This is a genomic window from Mangrovimonas yunxiaonensis, from assembly GCF_000733475.1.
GTDB lineage: Bacteria > Bacteroidota > Bacteroidia > Flavobacteriales > Flavobacteriaceae > Mangrovimonas > Mangrovimonas yunxiaonensis.
Map to the genome: position 1 here is coordinate 90215 of NZ_JPFK01000003.1, position 17115 is coordinate 107329.

The window sequence follows — 17115 nt, forward strand, 5'->3', positions numbered from 1 at the left end:
AGATGTTAGACCGCTTCGCTGTTAGAACAAAGAAGTGAGACGCTCTTATTTTTTTTCTCTCTATTCTCACTTCTTTATTCTCTAGTCTATCTAGTTATTATTCTTTGCTAATCGTAAAATATCTCCAAATACGCCTCTTGCAGTAACTTTTGATCCTGCTCCTGCTCCTTGAATGACAATAGGCTGTTCTCCGTAAGACTCCGTATAAATTTCAAAAATTGCATCAGACCCTTTTAAACTTCCTAAAGGCGAACTCTCTGGTACCGATACTAATTTTACATCTAATTCTCCTTTTGATTGTTGTAAGTCTCCGTGTAAATCACCAATGTATCTCAGTACATGCTTCTCTTCTTGTGATTCTTTTTGTTGTTGGAATGTAGTATCTAACTTCTCTAAACTTGATAAAAATTCGTCAGAAGATATCTCTCTAAACTCCTCTGGAATCAGGTTTTCTATCTGAATATCTTCAAATTCATTTTCTAAATCTAATTCACGAGCTAAAATCAATAGTTTTCTGGCAACATCATTTCCACATAAATCTTCACGAGGATCTGGTTCTGTAAATCCTTTATCAATGGCTTCTTGTAACACCCTTGAAAACGGTACGTCTTCCGCAGAAAACTTATTAAACAAATAACTTAAAGATCCTGAGAATACGCCTCGAATTCTGGTTATATTCTCTCCTGAATCGTGCAATAATTTAATCGTATCAATCAATGGCAACCCTGCACCAACATTGGTTTCATATAGGTAACTCTTCTTATTTTCATCTAAGGTTTTACGTAACTCCTTATAAAAATCGTACGAAACGGTATTGGCTATTTTGTTAGAAGAAACTAAATCGAATCCGGCATTGACTAACGGAATGTAATTCTCAATAAAATCTAAACTCGCCGTATTATCTATTGCGATTAAATTTTCTAAATGATGCTCTTTCGCATAGTCAATTACACTGTCAACTATGTACTTATCTTCTACTGCTTTATCAAGCTCGTTTGACCAGTTTGTATCAGCTCCGTTTTTAGTCAACAACACTTTTTTAGAGTTGGCAATGGCAAAAATGTTCAGGTGAATTTTACGTCTTTCTAAAATTGATTTTGAGTTCTCTAGAATTTGTTCAATCAAAGTTCCTCCAACTAACCCCTTACCAAAAACAGCAATATTTATCTTTTTAGCAACCCCAAATACCTGACCGTGAATCACATTCAACGCCTTGTGTAATTGCTCTTTCTTCACTACCAAACTCACATTTTTACCTGTAATGGTATTGTTAAACAATAACGGTACTATTTGGTTCTTAATTAAAGCGTTGTATGGATGATGAAACTCACTTAAATCTTGACCAATTATTGAAATTACCGATACTTCATCTTGAATCGAAATCTGGTTTACATCTTTCGTTTGTATATCGTTTTCAAACTCTTGCTCTAAGGCTTTTACAGCAGCAGTTGCATTCGATTTGTCGACCACTAAACCAATTCCTCTTTCTGAAGAACCTTGCGAAATAATGCTCACACTAATTCCGTGATTGCTCAATGCTTTAAAAATACGTGCATCCACTCCTACTTTTCCTAGTAATCCTCTTCCTTCGAAGTTTATTAAAGCAACCTCGTCTAATACTGATAAGGATTTGATTCCTTTTGAAGTTGATTTCGCTGTAATCAACGTTCCATTATCATTAGGATTGAAGGTGTTTAATATTCGAAGATTGATATTCTTCTCTAACAACGGAATGATGGTTTTTGCATGCAAAATAGTTGCTCCGAAGTTGGCTAACTCATTTGCCTCAGAAAATGATAACTCTTCTATCTTTTTAGCATCAGCTACCAAATCAGGATTTGCAGTAAAAATCCCATCTACATGCGTATAGTTTTGCAACTCTTCAGCATCTAAATAGTTCGCTAACAACGAGGCGGTATAGTTACTTCCGTTTCTACCCAACGTAGTTGTTTCGTTTTTTAGGTTTGATGCTATAAATCCTGCGACTACATTAACCGTTGTTCCGTTGTGCTGCTTAAAGTGATTTAGCACATTTTCTTTAGATGCCTCTACAATCGACTGCCCTTTGCCAACTATCTCATCTGTTTTTAACAACGCTCTTGAATCCGTTGCATGCGCGTTAATTCCTTTTTGTTGCAACAAGTCGGTTACCGTTTTTATAGACAATAACTCACCTTGTGCTAGTACTTCGTCCTTTATTTTTTGACTATAATCACCTAACAAGCTTACTCCTTCAAACAACTTCTCCAAGCGATTAAATTCCGTAGAAAAATCTACCAACGGCGTTAACTTAGTTTGCTCAAATCGAAACGCTTCTAATTGTTCTTTAAAAGCTTCATTTTTAGCAGCTCTTTCTAACAGTTCTTCCAACTCATCCGTAGCATTTCCTCTTGCAGATACTACTACTGCTATGTTTTCTCCTTCATTAATTTTCTGTTCTATGATAGATACTACATTTTGTATTCCTTCATTCGACAAAGATTTTCCGCCAAACTTTAAAATTTTCATTCTCTTATTTGTTGATTTTTGATTGAATATCGGTTCAATAATTTTTTCTAATTGCTTGTATTCTATTAAGAAAGCATCATGCCCATGATCTGAATTAATTTCATTATAGGTTACATTCGCATGAGCAGATGCCAGTTGTTTGTGTGTTTCTCTGTTTTCTTCCGCTGTAAAAAACAAATCGGAATCTACGCCTACAATATGGATGTCTGCCTCGATTCTCTCTAATACATCTAGCTCTTCTCTTCCTTTTATTACATCGATGGTTTTTAATAACTGATTCATCAATTTATAGGATGCTAACTGATAGCGTTCTTGTAATTTTTTTCCGTGATGTAGCAGCCAGCTTTCTACATTAAAAAGCGCTGATTCTTCATTTTTTGAACGCTGAAAACGTTTTTTAAACGACTCTGGTGTTCTGTAACACAACATGGCGTGCATGCGCGCGTCGTGCACCGGATTACTAGAATTGGTTAAAAATTGTTCTTGAATTTGACAATTCGCTATCAACCAATCGGTCGATTTCCAATCAGTTGCTACCGGAATTAAATGCTCAGTAATTTTCGGATTCAACACAGCCATTTCCCATGCAATTCCTCCTCCTAAAGAACCTCCAATTAATGCAAATAACCTGTCTATTTGCAACTGTTGTAATCCTTGTAAAAAGATGTTGGCAATATCGCGTGCTTCAAAACTTTTATAGTCATCAATTAAAAAATCGTCATACCCATTTCCTGGTATGTTAAAGCACAAAATGGTATATTCATTAGTGTCTATAACCTTGTTGTCTCCTATTAAATCTTGCCACCAACCTTCGGCTCCTGCAACATTGCTATTTCCTGTAAGTGCATGGTTAACAAGTACAATTGGCGCCGTACCCAAAGGTTTTCCAAATAATTGGTAAGACAATTTTAACGTAATTGTCTTACCAATTTCTAATTTGAAATTTGGAATTTGGATGTGTTTTAATTTTGACATTTATTAAATAGCATATTGTTTTTCAACCTCAAGACTTACTGGGGTGGCGTTCAATAAATTATCCTTAACCGGACAGCGCTCTTGAACTATTTTCAACCAAGTTACAAGCGTTTCAATAGATGCTTCTGTTTCTGGAATTAGTTTTAAACTAATTTCCTTAAATCCTGCTCTTTCCTTATTTGAAGTTCCAAATAGTTTATCAGGATTTATATTTCCTTCTACTTCAATTTTTAAGGAATTAATTGTAAACCCTAATTCTTTGGCAACCAAATGCCCAACTACATTTACACAGCCAGCCAATCCAGCTAACAGATATTCTACAGGATTTGCATGTTCATCAGTTCCGCCTAAATCTTCAGGTTCGTCTATAATTAATTTGAAATTCCTTGTTTTTGCAATGAATTTTGCTGGAGATGCACTTTCTCCATGTACTTTAAATATTAAATCGCTCATTAGTATCTTTTTTATAAGTTAGATTCAATTTCCAAAACAGTTTCTTTAACTATTTTGAAGGTTGCTTTTAAATCGGTTTTTAAATCTTCAATACTTTCCAAACCAACCGATAAACGGATTAAGCCTTTCGTAACACCTGTACTTTCTTGTGCTTCGTCACTTAATTGTTGGTGTGTAGTACTCGCTGGATGGATAATTAAGGATTTAGTATCGCCGATATTGGCTAGTAATGAGAACAATTTTGTGTTATCAGCAATCGTTTTAGCGGCTTCGTAACCTCCTTTTACACCAAAAGTTACCAATCCACTTTGACCTTTTGGTAAGTATTCATCTGCTAAAGTTTTGTATTGATTTCCTTCCAATCCTGGATAGTTTACCCAAGCAACTTCTTCTTGCTCTTGTAACCACTTAGCTAATTCCAAAGCACTTTCACTATGCTTTTTAATTCTCACGTCTAAGGTTTCCAATCCTTGAATGATGTTGAATGCGTTTGTCGGACTTAATGCTCCTCCAAAATCACGTAAACCTTCTAAAATTAATTTAAACGTGTACGATGCTGCTCCTAAAGCTTCGTGATATACCAATCCGTGATATCCTGCTGAAGGCTCTGTAAACTCAGGAAACTTTCCATTTGCCCAGTTAAAAGTTCCTGCATCAATGATTGCTCCACCTAACGAATTTCCTTGTCCGCCAATATATTTTGTTAACGAGTGAATTACAATATTAGCTCCGTGTTCAATCGGATTTAACAAAGCTGGAGTTGCTACGGTATTATCTACAATAAAAGGTACTTCTGCTTTTTTAGCGTGAGCAGAAATCGCTTTTAAATCCAATACATCCAACTTCGGATTCCCTAAAGATTCTACAAAGAAAGCTCTGGTATTCTCTTGTACTGCTGCTGAAAAATTATCAGGGTTTGAAGCATCTACAAAGGTTGTGGTAATTCCTAATCTTGGGAGAGTAACATTTAATAAATTGTAGGTTCCACCGTACAAACTACTCGAAGCTACGATATGATCTCCTGCTTTTAACAAGGTTAATAATCCTGTTGAAATTGCTGCCGTACCTGAAGCAAAAACTACAGTCCCAATACCACCTTCTAAAGCAGCTAAACGATCTTGTAAAATTTGATTGGTTGGGTTGTTTAATCGGGTATAAATAAACCCGAGTTCCTTTAACGAAAATAAATTTGCTGCATGTTCTGCATCGTTAAAAACATACGACGTAGTTTGGTAAATTGGAACTGCTCTTGTTCCACTTGTTTGTGTTACATCGTGACCTGCATGCAACGCGTTTGTTGCGAATTTTTGTGTACTCATTTTTCTTGTTTTTGAGTTAATACTTGATTCCCGCTTCCGCGAGAATGACATTTTCAAAGGAAACCCAATACTGCGTATTGTGAATCGTTTTGAGATTAAACCAAAAGCCAAAACACATCTTTGTTAGATGTTGCTTACTAGAAAAATGTTATTAAGAAATTATAAGGAGTTTCTTGTAGTTATTAAAGAAACTTCTTTGGGTTATCTATCCTTGAGTTTTGCACTCTGGTAGAATTTAGCACCTTCTTTGTTTGCACAAAGGGTTGCTAAGGCTTCATAGGGTCTAATCCCTCCACCTTTCTTGATAACATCGTCAATAAGTGTTTGAACTTTTACGAGCGCAAATATTCAATTATAAAAATGGATTTTCCAAATTTATTTTAAATTTTATTTCAAAACTAAAAAACAAATAAACTTAAACAAATAAACTTATTAGTTTTCTTTTTTTATGGTGTTAATTTTATTGAACGAAGCAATCATTCCTTGTATTAAAGCGGCGCTTAACCCTTTGTGCTCCATTTCATTCAAGCCTTCAATAGTACAACCTTTAGGAGTAGTTACTTTGTCTATTTCTTCTTCAGGATGATTTCCCGTTGCGATTAATAAGCTGGCAGCACCTTCGCTGGTGTGCATCGCTAATTCTTGTGCTTCTTTGGCATCAAAACCTAGCTGAATGGCTGCCTGAGTGGTAGCACGTATCAAACGCATCCAAAAAGCAATACCGCTGGCACAAATCACGGTAGCTGCTTGCATTTGACTTTCTGGAATTACCATTGAAGTACCTAATTGATTGAAAATGGCCATAGCCGTTTGCTGGTGTGCTTTTCCATGAATATTACTACAAATACAGGTCATCGATTTTCCAACAGCAATAGCCGTATTAGGCATCGCTCTCATAATAGTGGCATTAGCACCAATAAGACTTTCCATTTTTTCTATAGAAAACCCGGTAACAGTAGAAATCACTATATGGTTATTAGATAATAGTGGCGCCGTTTCTTTTAAAACTTTTTCAAAATGTGCAGGTTGCACGGCAAAGATTAACACCTTAGATTGCACGATTGCTTCCTCGTTGTTTGAACGTATAAAAATGTTTGGTAAATCTTTAAATTCATGTAATTCATCAATATTTCTCTTGGTTAAGAAAAGTTGAGTGAACGAATTGTTTTGTATCAATCCTTTGGCAATCGATTTCCCTAAATTTCCTGTCCCTATAATTGCTATTTTCATATCTTTTATTTTAAAAAATAAGTTGTTTTTAGTTGTCGTCCTGTGCCTTCTTAAAAATCAAACATCAGGTTCTTGTTTTTATATTTTTTTACGTTGCCTCCATTGTGTAGACGTTGTGTTTAGTTTTTTTTCTTCGGAAGAGAAGAGTCGGACTCACCTAAACTCCATAGCAGAATCGTACCCTTACGGACGACGATTATCACCAATGAGAATTAACGGTCGATTGAAGTCAACTGTTAAATGCTTTAAAAATATTATTTGGAAAAGATGTTTCAAGATTAAAAGAATATACGTTATACAATTGCAAATAAGAGACTAGCAAAAGCAGCGACGCTTGCTAATCTGCAAACTGGGCTGTAACGGACGTATATTTTTTTGTGGTAAAAACATGAGGCAAATATATACTTTTTTAAAAATGCAACATGTGTTATCAACTATATATTTACAAAATATAATCTAAACCAAAAAAATTAGGGGTTGCTTACAAGAAAAATGCTGCCAAGAAATTAAAAGAAGAGTCTTATAGGCTTAAATTCTTCTACTTTTAAAACATGCGCTCAAACTTGTTGTAATTTGCATAAAAACCCACGTTTACAAAGCTTTTATAAAAAAATTCTTAACCACAAAAAAAGCCTTATTTGCTTTTACAGGAAAAGAAAGGCCCTAACTTTTAAAAGAATAATTTTTATTTGTATTTTTGCCCTAAATATTTTTTGAGGAAAGATTTGAACTGATTGCAACCTCATTAAAAAAATGCTAAAGCAGTAACCTTTCTACGCTTTTAGCATGCTCTTGCAGTCCAGTTAACATTTAAAACGTATAACAATGCCATACTTATTCACATCGGAAAGTGTCTCGGAAGGACACCCAGATAAAATTGCAGACCAAATAAGCGATGCTTTAATTGATAACTTTTTAGCATTTGACAAAGACGCTAAGGTTGCCTGCGAAACCTTAGTTACCACGGGACAGGTTGTCCTTGCTGGCGAGGTAAAATCGAACACCTATTTAGATGTTCAACAAATAGCCAGAGACGTGATTAACAACATAGGGTATACCAAAGGCGAGTATATGTTCGATGGCAATTCCTGTGGGGTGCTATCGGCTATTCATGAGCAATCTGAAGACATTAACCGAGGGGTAGACCGCGCCACCAAAGAAGAACAAGGTGCCGGAGACCAAGGCATGATGTTTGGCTATGCAACCAAAGAAACCGAAAACTACATGCCATTGGCTTTAGACCTGTCGCATACCATTTTAAAGGAACTGGCCGTATTGCGAAAAGAACATAAAGACATCACCTATTTGCGCCCCGACTCTAAGGCACAAGTAACCATTGAATATAGCGACGACAACATCCCACAACGCATAGAAGCCATTGTTGTCTCGACACAACACGACAATTTTGACAAAGACGATGTGGTCATGCTGGAAAAAATACGCAACGACATTAAAACCATTTTAATGCCCCGCGTTATTGCCAAACTGCCAGAACACATTCAGGCCTTATTTAACGAGCAGATAAAGTACCACATTAACCCTACGGGGAAATTTGTTATCGGGGGTCCACATGGCGATACCGGTTTAACAGGACGAAAAATTATTGTAGATACCTACGGCGGAAAAGGCGCCCATGGCGGCGGTGCTTTTTCTGGAAAAGACCCCAGTAAAGTAGACAGAAGCGCGGCCTACGCAACAAGACATATAGCCAAAAACCTTGTTGCAGCAGGGGTTTGCGACGAAGTATTGGTTCAGGTAAGCTATGCCATTGGCGTTGTAGAGCCTATGGGAATTTTTGTAGACACCTACGGCACCAGCCATGTTAAGCTAACTGACGGGGAAATTGCTTTAAAGGTTTCTGAAATTTTCGACCTAAGACCGGCAGCCATTGAAAGCAACCTAAATTTACGTCAACCCATGTACAGCGAAACCGCAGCATATGGCCACATGGGAAGAGAAAATGAGGTTGTTAAAAAAACCTTTACACAACCCAACGGAGACAGTGTAACTATAGATGTGGAACTTTTTACTTGGGAAAAATTAGACCGAGTAAGCGACATAAAAAAGAGCTTTCATCTATAACACTTAAGACCTCCCTAAAAGGAGGTCTTTTTTTACCTTGAAAAAGACGCCTCTTGTATGAGGCTTTTTTTGTAATTTGCCCATAACGATTATCAAAAGTATTTCCGGTGAAACACTGTCTTTTTCTCTTGGTTTTTATCCCATCGCTCTTGTATGGCCAAAAGGTTATAGAAACCAAACTTATAATCCATACCCCGATACAATCGGCAGAGCTGTTGGCAATCGATAATTTTGAAACCCGTTATCACGTTACCAACAACACCCTTTACAAAACTACCGAAACCGCAACCTTAAGCTATCACAATTTCCAACTGGGAAACCTCACAACCATTAATGTCTTTAACCCCTTAAAAACTGTCTTGTTCTACAAAGACTTTAATACTGTAATACTCCTAGACAACAGGCTTTCAGAAATTTTCAAAATCGATTTTAATACCATACAACCCTATAAAAATATTTTATTGGCAAGCCCAGGAAACGACAACCACCTGTGGCTCTTTAACCTAAACACACAAGCCGTTGAGCGGTTTGACTTTAAACACCAAGAAACCAAGGCCAAAACACTGCCCATAAACGACACCCCGCTTGATTTAATTAGCGATTACAACTATTGCTGGCTGTTAACAGAAACCCATCTTTATAAATATAATTATTTTGGCAGTTTGGTCTATAAAATTGAAAACAAGGGCTACAAAGCCATTAAACAATTTAACGGGCGCTTGTTTGTATTAAAAGGCAATACCCTACTCACCTATTTAGAAAACGACAACACATTTGCCCTTATAGAAACCCCCGATTTGTTAATAAAACAGTTTTTTGTAACGGGCGAAAGCTTGTATCTTTACACCGATAAAACCTTAAGCAAATTCCACCTAAAACTTTAATCTATGCACTTTGCCGTAGCAGGAAATATTGGCGCAGGAAAAACCACCCTAACCAACCTTTTAGCCAAGCATTACAAATGGGAACCTCAATTAGAAGATGTTGTAGACAACCCTTATCTCGATGATTTTTACAACCAAATGGAACGCTGGAGTTTTAACCTACAAGTGTACTTTTTAAATTCCAGATTTAGGCAAGTACTGCAAATACGCAAAAGCGGAAAAGACATTATCCAAGATAGAACCATTTACGAAGATGCCCATATTTTCGCTCCTAACCTGCATGCTATGGGGTTAATGACCAATAGAGATTTTGAAAATTACCGTTCCCTATTTGATTTGATGGAATCTTTAGTACAAGGCCCCGATTTATTAATTTACTTAAGAAGTTCTATCCCAAACCTTGTAAAGCAAATCCACAAACGCGGCAGAGATTATGAAAACTCTATAAGCATTGATTATCTGAGTCGTTTAAATGAACGCTATGAAGCTTGGATTCACGGTTACGACAAAGGCAAACTGCTTATTGTTGATGTTGATGATTTGGATTTTGTTAGCAATCCAGAGGATTTGGGGAGCATTATAAATAAAATTGACGCCGAAATTCACGGATTATTTTAATACCATTATTACCATAAAAAAACGGCCACACTTTTAAAAGCGTGGCCGTTTTTTTATGTTTGAGCATCTTAGCCTTCTTCATTTACAAAAGCGCCATTCTTTTTTAATTGAAATGTTACAGCATCTGCTTTTAGTGCGTTTAACCTAGCTTCAACTTCGGCTAACGAACCTGCGATTACTTTTTCATTTACTTCTGGAATACCATTTTCATTTTGGTATACATAGGTAACCACTTCTGCCTTGGCAACACCTTCTTGTTCATCAACTTCCATATCTACAGAAACTTTTTTAATAACCTCGCTGCTTGCTTCAACACGAGTGGTTTCAGTTGCCACTCCAGTATCCGTCTCAGCACCGTGATTGCCTAAAATAGGCGCAATGACCAACCCTACCAAACAGGTTAATTTAATAAGAATGTTCATGGATGGTCCAGAGGTATCCTTAAACGGGTCGCCAACGGTATCGCCTGTCACGGCTGCTTTATGGGCATCCGATCCTTTATATTCCATTTTACCATCAATCTCTACACCTGCTTCAAACGATTTTTTGGCATTGTCCCAAGCGCCTCCTGCGTTGTTTTGAAAAATGGCCCACATTACGCCACTTACACACACTCCAGCCATGTAGCCGCCTAACGGTTCGGCACCAAATACCAACCCGATAATTACTGGTGTAATGATGGTAATTAGTCCGGGAACAATCATTTCCCTTAAAGCTGCCTGCGTAGAAATATCGACACATTTGGCATATTCTGGGGTGCCTGTCCCTTCCATTATACCCGGGATTTCTTTAAACTGGCGACGTACTTCTTTCACCATTTCCATGGCTGCTTTTCCTACCGACTGCATGGCTAATGCAGAAAAAATGACAGGAATCATACCGCCAACAAATAACATGGCCAACACATCTGCTTTAAAAATATTAATCCCATCAATACCTGTAAAGGTAACGTAAGCCGCAAATAAAGCTAAAGCTGTTAATGCCGCCGAGGCAATAGCAAATCCTTTACCAACAGCTGCTGTGGTATTTCCTACCGAGTCTAGAATGTCTGTACGCTCACGTACATGTGGCTCCAGTTCACTCATTTCGGCAACGCCACCAGCGTTATCGGCTATAGGGCCAAAAGCATCAATAGCTAACTGCATGGCTGTAGTAGCCATCATCGCAGATGCTGCCAAAGCAACACCATAAAATCCAGCCAAGGTATAAGAACCATAAATGGCTGCAGCAAATAAGATTACCGATAAAAAAGTAGATTTCATACCTACTGCTAAACCAGCGATAATGTTTGTTGCGGCACCTGTAGAACTGTTTTGTACAATATCTAAAACTGGTTTTTTACCCAAAGAGGTGTAATAAGCCGTCACCATCGATATTAAAGCCCCAACGGCCAAACCAATCATGGCGGCATAAAAAACATGTCGCGAAGGAACTACTACGGCTTCTTCTACGCCAAAGAAATTCATTTCCATGGTCATGGGTAGCATCCAACGAATTAAAAACCAACTTGCAATAGCCGTTAAAACTATGGCAGCCCAGTTTCCAGTATCCAGTGCTTTTTGTACTTGCGCTTCTTTGGCATCGTTAGAGGAAATCTTAACTAAAAATGTGCCTATGATGGATGCCAAAACCCCTACACCTGCGATTACCAAGGGCAATAAAATAGGCCCCATATTATTAAAGGCATCGGTAAAAGGCGCTGCGGCCGACATGTCTTTTATTACATAATTCCCCAACACCATGGCAGCCAATACGGTGGCCACATAAGACCCGAACAAATCGGCACCCATTCCTGCAACGTCGCCTACATTATCCCCTACGTTATCGGCAATGGTAGCCGGATTACGTGGGTCGTCTTCTGGAATACCCGCTTCTACCTTTCCTACCAGATCGGCACCAACATCGGCAGCCTTGGTATAAATACCGCCACCCACGCGAGCAAACAATGCTATAGACTCTGCCCCTAGCGAAAAGCCAGCCAAGGCTTCTAGGGCAATGGTCATTTCAGTATAAAAAGAGGCATTGCCAGTAATAAACATTTTCACAAAAATGAAAAACAGCAAACTTAGTCCTAATACGGCTAGGCCAGCAACGCCTAAGCCCATTACTGTTCCACCACCAAACGACACTTTTAGTGCATTTGGCAAGCTTGTTTTTGCAGCTTCTGCGGTTCTAGCATTTGCTTCTGTGGCGATTCGCATGCCTACATTTCCTGCTAGGGCAGAGAAAAACGCCCCTATAACAAATGCGATTATAATAATCCAATGTGTAGTATCTACCAGCATAGAAATCACGCCAAGTGCTATGGCTGCTATGCCTACAAAAACCAAAAGGAGTCGGTACTCGGCAACAAGAAACGCCAAGGCGCCCTCTTTTATAGATTTGGATATACTTTGCATCCTTTCATCTCCTGGTGCTTGCTTTTTTACCCAAGCCATTTTGACGAACATAAACAGTAGGCCCAAAATCGCTAATGCCATAGGCACAAAAATCATGTTTGATTCCATAAATTATAAGTTGATTATTAGTTAAACGGAAGTAAATGTAGGAAAAACAATGAAAATAAAAAACCTCTTAAATTTATTAAGAGGTTTTTTGATAATATCGCAATATTTTAAAGCTTAGATTGCAAAGCTTCCTTTTTTGCTATGCTCGCTGTTGTTGTAACGTTCTACACATTTGTAATAAATGCTGTACGCTTCTTCGGCATCGCCCCAGCCGCCTACATCTACTTTCTTTTTTTCTAGATCTTTATAAACCTGAAAAAAGTGCTCAATTTCTTTAATACGGTGTGGGTTAAGGTCGTTAATGTTTTCGTAACGGTTCCAGATCGGGTCTGAAATAGGCACACAAATTAATTTTTCGTCTGGCCCTTTTTCATCTGCCATATGGAATACACCAATTGGCTTAACTTCCATCACACACATTGGGAATGTTGGTTGGTGTCCCATAACCAAAACATCTAGAGGGTCGCCATCTAAAGCTAGGGTTTCTGGTATAAACCCGTAATCGCCAGGGTACATCATTGATGAAAACAACATTCTATCGAATCTAATTTTCTTCAATTCAAAATCGTATTCGTATTTATTTCTACTTCCCTTAGGAATTTCTATTAAAACATCAAAAGTCTTGTTCTCTACGTCGTTCATAATAAATTTTTAAGGCTGCAAATATACGGTAAGCTGTCTATTTAGGCAACGTTTTGGCTGTTGTGTTTTTATTAAAAAAACGTTATTTTGAAAAGGCTTAAAAATTAAACCCAAAACTTCCTGTAATGCCAAATTTTCTGGCATCGGGGCGGTCTAGATAATTACCCCTAAAATTAAAGTCTAAACGAAATACCTTAAAAATGTTTCCTATTCCGAAGGCATACTCCCAATAGATCTTATCTTTTGGCGCAATAGCGTTTGCGGTTAACGCATTAAATTCCAATATGGACAAGGAGGGTTGGCTCATGGCGATGTTCGCTTCAGACAAGTCGCCCCAAACACCTCGTACACTTACAATTTCGCGCAGGTTTAATTTTCTTAGCAACGGAATTCTTGAAAACAGTCTCCCGTTAAAATTATGTTGCAGGTGCAACGTGGTGTAGGTATCTGTTATAAACTCGTAATAGTTCATTTGTGAAAACGTGTTGTAAACGGAAAAGTACGACTGGTTGCCGGGCACCACACTTAAAAGTCCCAGCGGTACCTCGCCAAATATTTTTCCCGCTTCTATGGTAGAGTACAACACCCCAAACCCGCCTACCTGCCAGGGTTGCATAAAGGAAAATTGAACTTTGGTATAATCGAAATCGCTACCAAATACGCCCTTATCTGCCCGGGAAACTTGGGCAAACAAACTGGTATAATAATCGTTGGAAACCAGCCTTTCTACGCCATAGCCCGACATTCTTCGATTTGGAAAAAAGGATACCGAAAAGGCTGTTTCGAATTGTTTTATATGCGAACGTATGTTGCCGTCCTCATCAAAATAGTCCAAGCTAAATGTTGGCGAGGCAGACTCTAAGGTTTTGTAGCCTCCTGCCACCCTAAAGATTAGGTTTTTTGCGGGTTCTATTTCTAGTGCAGCCCCTGTTACCGAGATTGTAGTAAGCTTGTCGTTAACCCCTGTACCTATAATAGAGGATGATATTAGGCTTCTTCCCAAAATATCGGTCGAGGTGGTAAGGCTTGCTCCTATTTGCTCTACATCTTTTCGGTAACCTGCCGAAACAATTAACCTATTTTCTTTATTAATTAACCATTTTCCTGTTAAACCGTATTTTACTTTTTGGTCCTTAAAACCATAGGCTGTAAAACCTTCTACACGCCACATATCGTTAGGCCCAAAATAGGTTCGGCCGCCGGCTCTTAAACGAATGCCCTCTACATCGTTATAGCCTACGGTTGAGAATACTGGCCCGTAATCGAGATTAAGCGCATCGAACTCGACATAACCAGAGACTAAAACGGTGCCTAAATTATACAGTTGCTTAAACTTTTTTACGGTTTTTAGGGTATCTAACATGGCGTAAACCCCTTTTTCATCCTTGCTTAGCGCTTCCATACGGTTTTTATCCCAAAAGGACTCGTCTCTGCTATAAGCCGCATCGTTAGGGTTAAAGACGTCTTCGTTATAAAAACTTTCTGCTTTCTCCTGATTAAATTCGTAATTGTTATAAAGGGTTGTACGCTTGCCATAAACCCCTCTGGCGGCTTCTTTTTTCTGAAAGGAGAAATCGGACATAAAATAGTCGCGCTTAATAAGAAAAATGCTGTCGTTAAGGACTTCAAATTCTTGTTCGATATAAATGTCCTTTACCCAGTTAATGTTGGCACTTTTAGAGGCGTGCATGTTAATTTCCTTAATGGCATAAGTGGTGTCGGCAACCCAAAAGTCGCCTTTAAAGGTCAGCTCGTTTTTACGTCTTGGATAATACACAATGTTATAGCACCACTTGTTATCGATATAGGTACTATCGGACAACACATAATTGTAGGTGTTAATGCCTGTTCTAGAAATAGGGCTTACAAAGCTCTTATCGAAAAACTTTAAATAATTATCGTATATGTTGTAGTCGGTATAAAGATCTTCTATAAAATCGACTACAAATTGGTTGTTCTCAAAACCCGAATTCTTGTTTCCTTTAAGTTTTTCTTTCTTTTTATTTAGCTTGTTGTCGCCATGCACCTCGCTAACCGATTCGTTTATAAAAATAGGCAAGTAGGTTTTTCCGGTAACTCTAGAGGTATCGACTTCGTTAAAAATAAATTCCATACCTTTAAATACGCGGCTTTTCATTAAGGCACTATCTACATTATTCAAATCGAATTCTACCTTCTCGTACTTATCGTAACGGTATTGGTTAAATTGATTTAACCCGTTTTTTCGTTTGCGTTCCCATATTTTTTTCAGAATGGCAATGGCGGGGTTCTTTTCTTCGTCTTTAGATTGCTTGCCCGCAACAATAACGACTTCTTTTAAAGCATCGGCGGCTTCTTTTAAGGTGAATTTTAAATCGTAATTCACTCGCTTTTTTAAAGGAAATTCTATATCCTCGTACCCTACGAACGTTACCTTAAGAACCTCCCAAATGTTATCGGATTCTAAGTAAAACCTACCATTCTCGTCGGTAATGGTGCCTTCCGATGAGTCTTTAAAAAACACATTAGCATAGGCCACCGGCTCGTTAAGCTCGTCGTATACATACCCGCCAACCTTGGTTTGTGCCAAGGCGACACATGAGCACAGTAGTAAATATGTTATAAGTAGATTACGTTTCATTTTAAGCAAAAAAAGCCTCATCAACAGTCATGCCGATGAAGCTTTTTAATATGTAAAAATTACAAATTATTTATACAACACCTTCTTAACCGCCTTAACAACATCGTTGCTGTTTGGCAACCATTCCTCTAAGAGAACTGGAGAATAAGGGGCTGGGGTATCTGCGGTGTTTATTTTTTCTATTGGTGCATCTAAGTAATCGAATGCTTGTGATTGTACTTGGTAGGTAATTTCTGTGGCAATGTTCCCAAAAGGCCAAGCTTCTTCTAAAATGACCAAACGGTTGGTTTTCTTAACGGAATTTAAAATCGCATCGTGATCCATTGGCCTTACGGTACGCAGGTCGATAATTTCGCATGAAACGCCTTCTTTCTCTAACTCATCGGCTGCTTTATAAGCTTCCTTAATGATTTTCCCAAAAGACACAATCGTCACATCGTCACCTTTACGCTTAATATCGGCAACGCCTAACGGAATTAAATATTCGCCTTCTGGCACCTCGCCCTTATCGCCATACATTTGCTCACTTTCCATAAAAATTACCGGATCGTCATCGCGAATGGCCGATTTTAATAACCCTTTTGCATCGTAAGGATTTGATGGCACTACCACTTTTAGCCCAGGGCAGTTGGCGTACCAACTTTCAAAAGCTTGGGAGTGCGTTGCTGCCAATTGCCCAGCCGAAGCTGTTGGCCCGCGAAACACTATAGGACAATTAAATTGCCCACCAGACATTTGACGGATTTTTGCGGCGTTATTTATAATTTGATCAATTCCAACTAAAGAGAAGTTAAAGGTCATGAATTCTATAATAGGACGGTTACCGTTCATGGCAGAGCCAACACCTATTCCGGCAAAACCAAGTTCTGCGATTGGTGTATCGATAACACGTTTTGGACCAAACTCATCCAACATACCTTTCGATGCCTTGTAAGCACCATTATATTCAGCCACTTCTTCGCCCATAAGGTAAATACTTTCATCACGACGCATTTCCTCGCTCATGGCTTCGGCAACAGCTTCTCTAAATTGAATTGTTTTCATTTATATACATCTTTAAATAGGAAAGCAAAAATAGGAATAATTCACAAAAAATACCGTTTTAAAAAAACATTTGTTTCTTCCTTAAAGACAACGCCTAATCCAGTTTAAAATACGGGTTTTTTATCCCTAAAACCCCTACCAAAATTTGGGCAAGGCTCTATTTCAACATTCAAATGCATTTTTTTTGGCTAAAAACCCACAATTTATTATGCGCGCATAATAAATATTTCAAT

11 protein-coding genes and 1 riboswitch are annotated in these 17115 nt (G+C 38.1%); of the genes, 3 read left to right on the plus strand and 8 right to left on the minus strand.

The window, feature by feature from the left end; genetic code table 11:
- Window positions 1-90: 90 nt before the first annotated feature.
- From thrA to proC, 4 genes are all read right to left on the minus strand, one after another.
- Window positions 91-3483: a bifunctional aspartate kinase/homoserine dehydrogenase I gene (gene thrA, locus IA57_RS02595; RefSeq protein ID WP_036118930.1), complete on the minus strand. Its 3393-nt coding sequence runs from the start codon at window positions 3481-3483 to the stop codon at window positions 91-93.
- Window positions 3484-3486: 3 nt separating this feature from the next.
- Window positions 3487-3936: an OsmC family protein gene (locus tag IA57_RS02600; RefSeq protein WP_036118932.1), complete on the minus strand. Its 450-nt coding sequence runs from the start codon at window positions 3934-3936 to the stop codon at window positions 3487-3489.
- A gap of 11 nt (window positions 3937-3947) precedes the next feature.
- Window positions 3948-5255, minus strand: coding sequence for an O-acetylhomoserine aminocarboxypropyltransferase/cysteine synthase family protein (locus IA57_RS02605; RefSeq protein ID WP_036118934.1), 1308 nt, complete (start codon window positions 5253-5255; stop codon window positions 3948-3950).
- Window positions 5256-5453: 198 nt separating this feature from the next.
- A riboswitch (SAM riboswitch) is annotated at window positions 5454-5566 on the minus strand.
- A gap of 121 nt (window positions 5567-5687) precedes the next feature.
- Entirely contained in the window at window positions 5688-6485 is a 798-nt protein-coding gene (gene proC / locus IA57_RS02610) for a pyrroline-5-carboxylate reductase (RefSeq protein WP_036118936.1), read from the minus strand.
- A gap of 825 nt (window positions 6486-7310) precedes the next feature.
- On the opposite strand from proC, the gene metK reads away from it, so the two are divergent.
- The 3 genes from metK to IA57_RS02625 all read left to right on the plus strand — a co-directional run bounded on the left by metK (window position 7311) and on the right by IA57_RS02625 (window position 10069).
- The gene (metK, locus tag IA57_RS02615; protein WP_036118938.1) at window positions 7311-8567 is read left to right on the plus strand and encodes a methionine adenosyltransferase; all 1257 of its coding nucleotides are present in this window, start codon (window positions 7311-7313) and stop codon (window positions 8565-8567) included.
- A gap of 107 nt (window positions 8568-8674) precedes the next feature.
- The gene (locus IA57_RS02620; protein WP_036118939.1) at window positions 8675-9451 is read left to right on the plus strand and encodes a hypothetical protein; all 777 of its coding nucleotides are present in this window, start codon (window positions 8675-8677) and stop codon (window positions 9449-9451) included.
- Between the two features lie 3 nt (window positions 9452-9454).
- Window positions 9455-10069, plus strand: a complete 615-nt coding sequence (locus IA57_RS02625) for a deoxynucleoside kinase (RefSeq protein WP_036118941.1) — start codon at window positions 9455-9457, stop codon at window positions 10067-10069.
- Window positions 10070-10137: 68 nt separating this feature from the next.
- Here IA57_RS02625 and IA57_RS02630 read toward each other — a convergent pair whose 3' ends face one another.
- From IA57_RS02630 to IA57_RS02645, 4 genes are all read right to left on the minus strand, one after another.
- Window positions 10138-12576, minus strand: coding sequence for a sodium-translocating pyrophosphatase (locus IA57_RS02630; protein ID WP_036118943.1), 2439 nt, complete (start codon window positions 12574-12576; stop codon window positions 10138-10140).
- 114 nt (window positions 12577-12690) lie between these two features.
- The gene (locus IA57_RS02635; RefSeq protein WP_036118945.1) at window positions 12691-13218 is read right to left on the minus strand and encodes an inorganic diphosphatase; all 528 of its coding nucleotides are present in this window, start codon (window positions 13216-13218) and stop codon (window positions 12691-12693) included.
- A 97-nt stretch (window positions 13219-13315) separates the two neighbouring features.
- Entirely contained in the window at window positions 13316-15838 is a 2523-nt protein-coding gene (locus tag IA57_RS02640; protein WP_036119447.1) for a DUF5686 and carboxypeptidase-like regulatory domain-containing protein, read from the minus strand.
- Between the two features lie 66 nt (window positions 15839-15904).
- Window positions 15905-16882, minus strand: coding sequence for a pyruvate dehydrogenase complex E1 component subunit beta (locus tag IA57_RS02645; RefSeq protein ID WP_036118947.1), 978 nt, complete (start codon window positions 16880-16882; stop codon window positions 15905-15907).
- Between the last annotated feature and the right edge of the window lie 233 nt (window positions 16883-17115).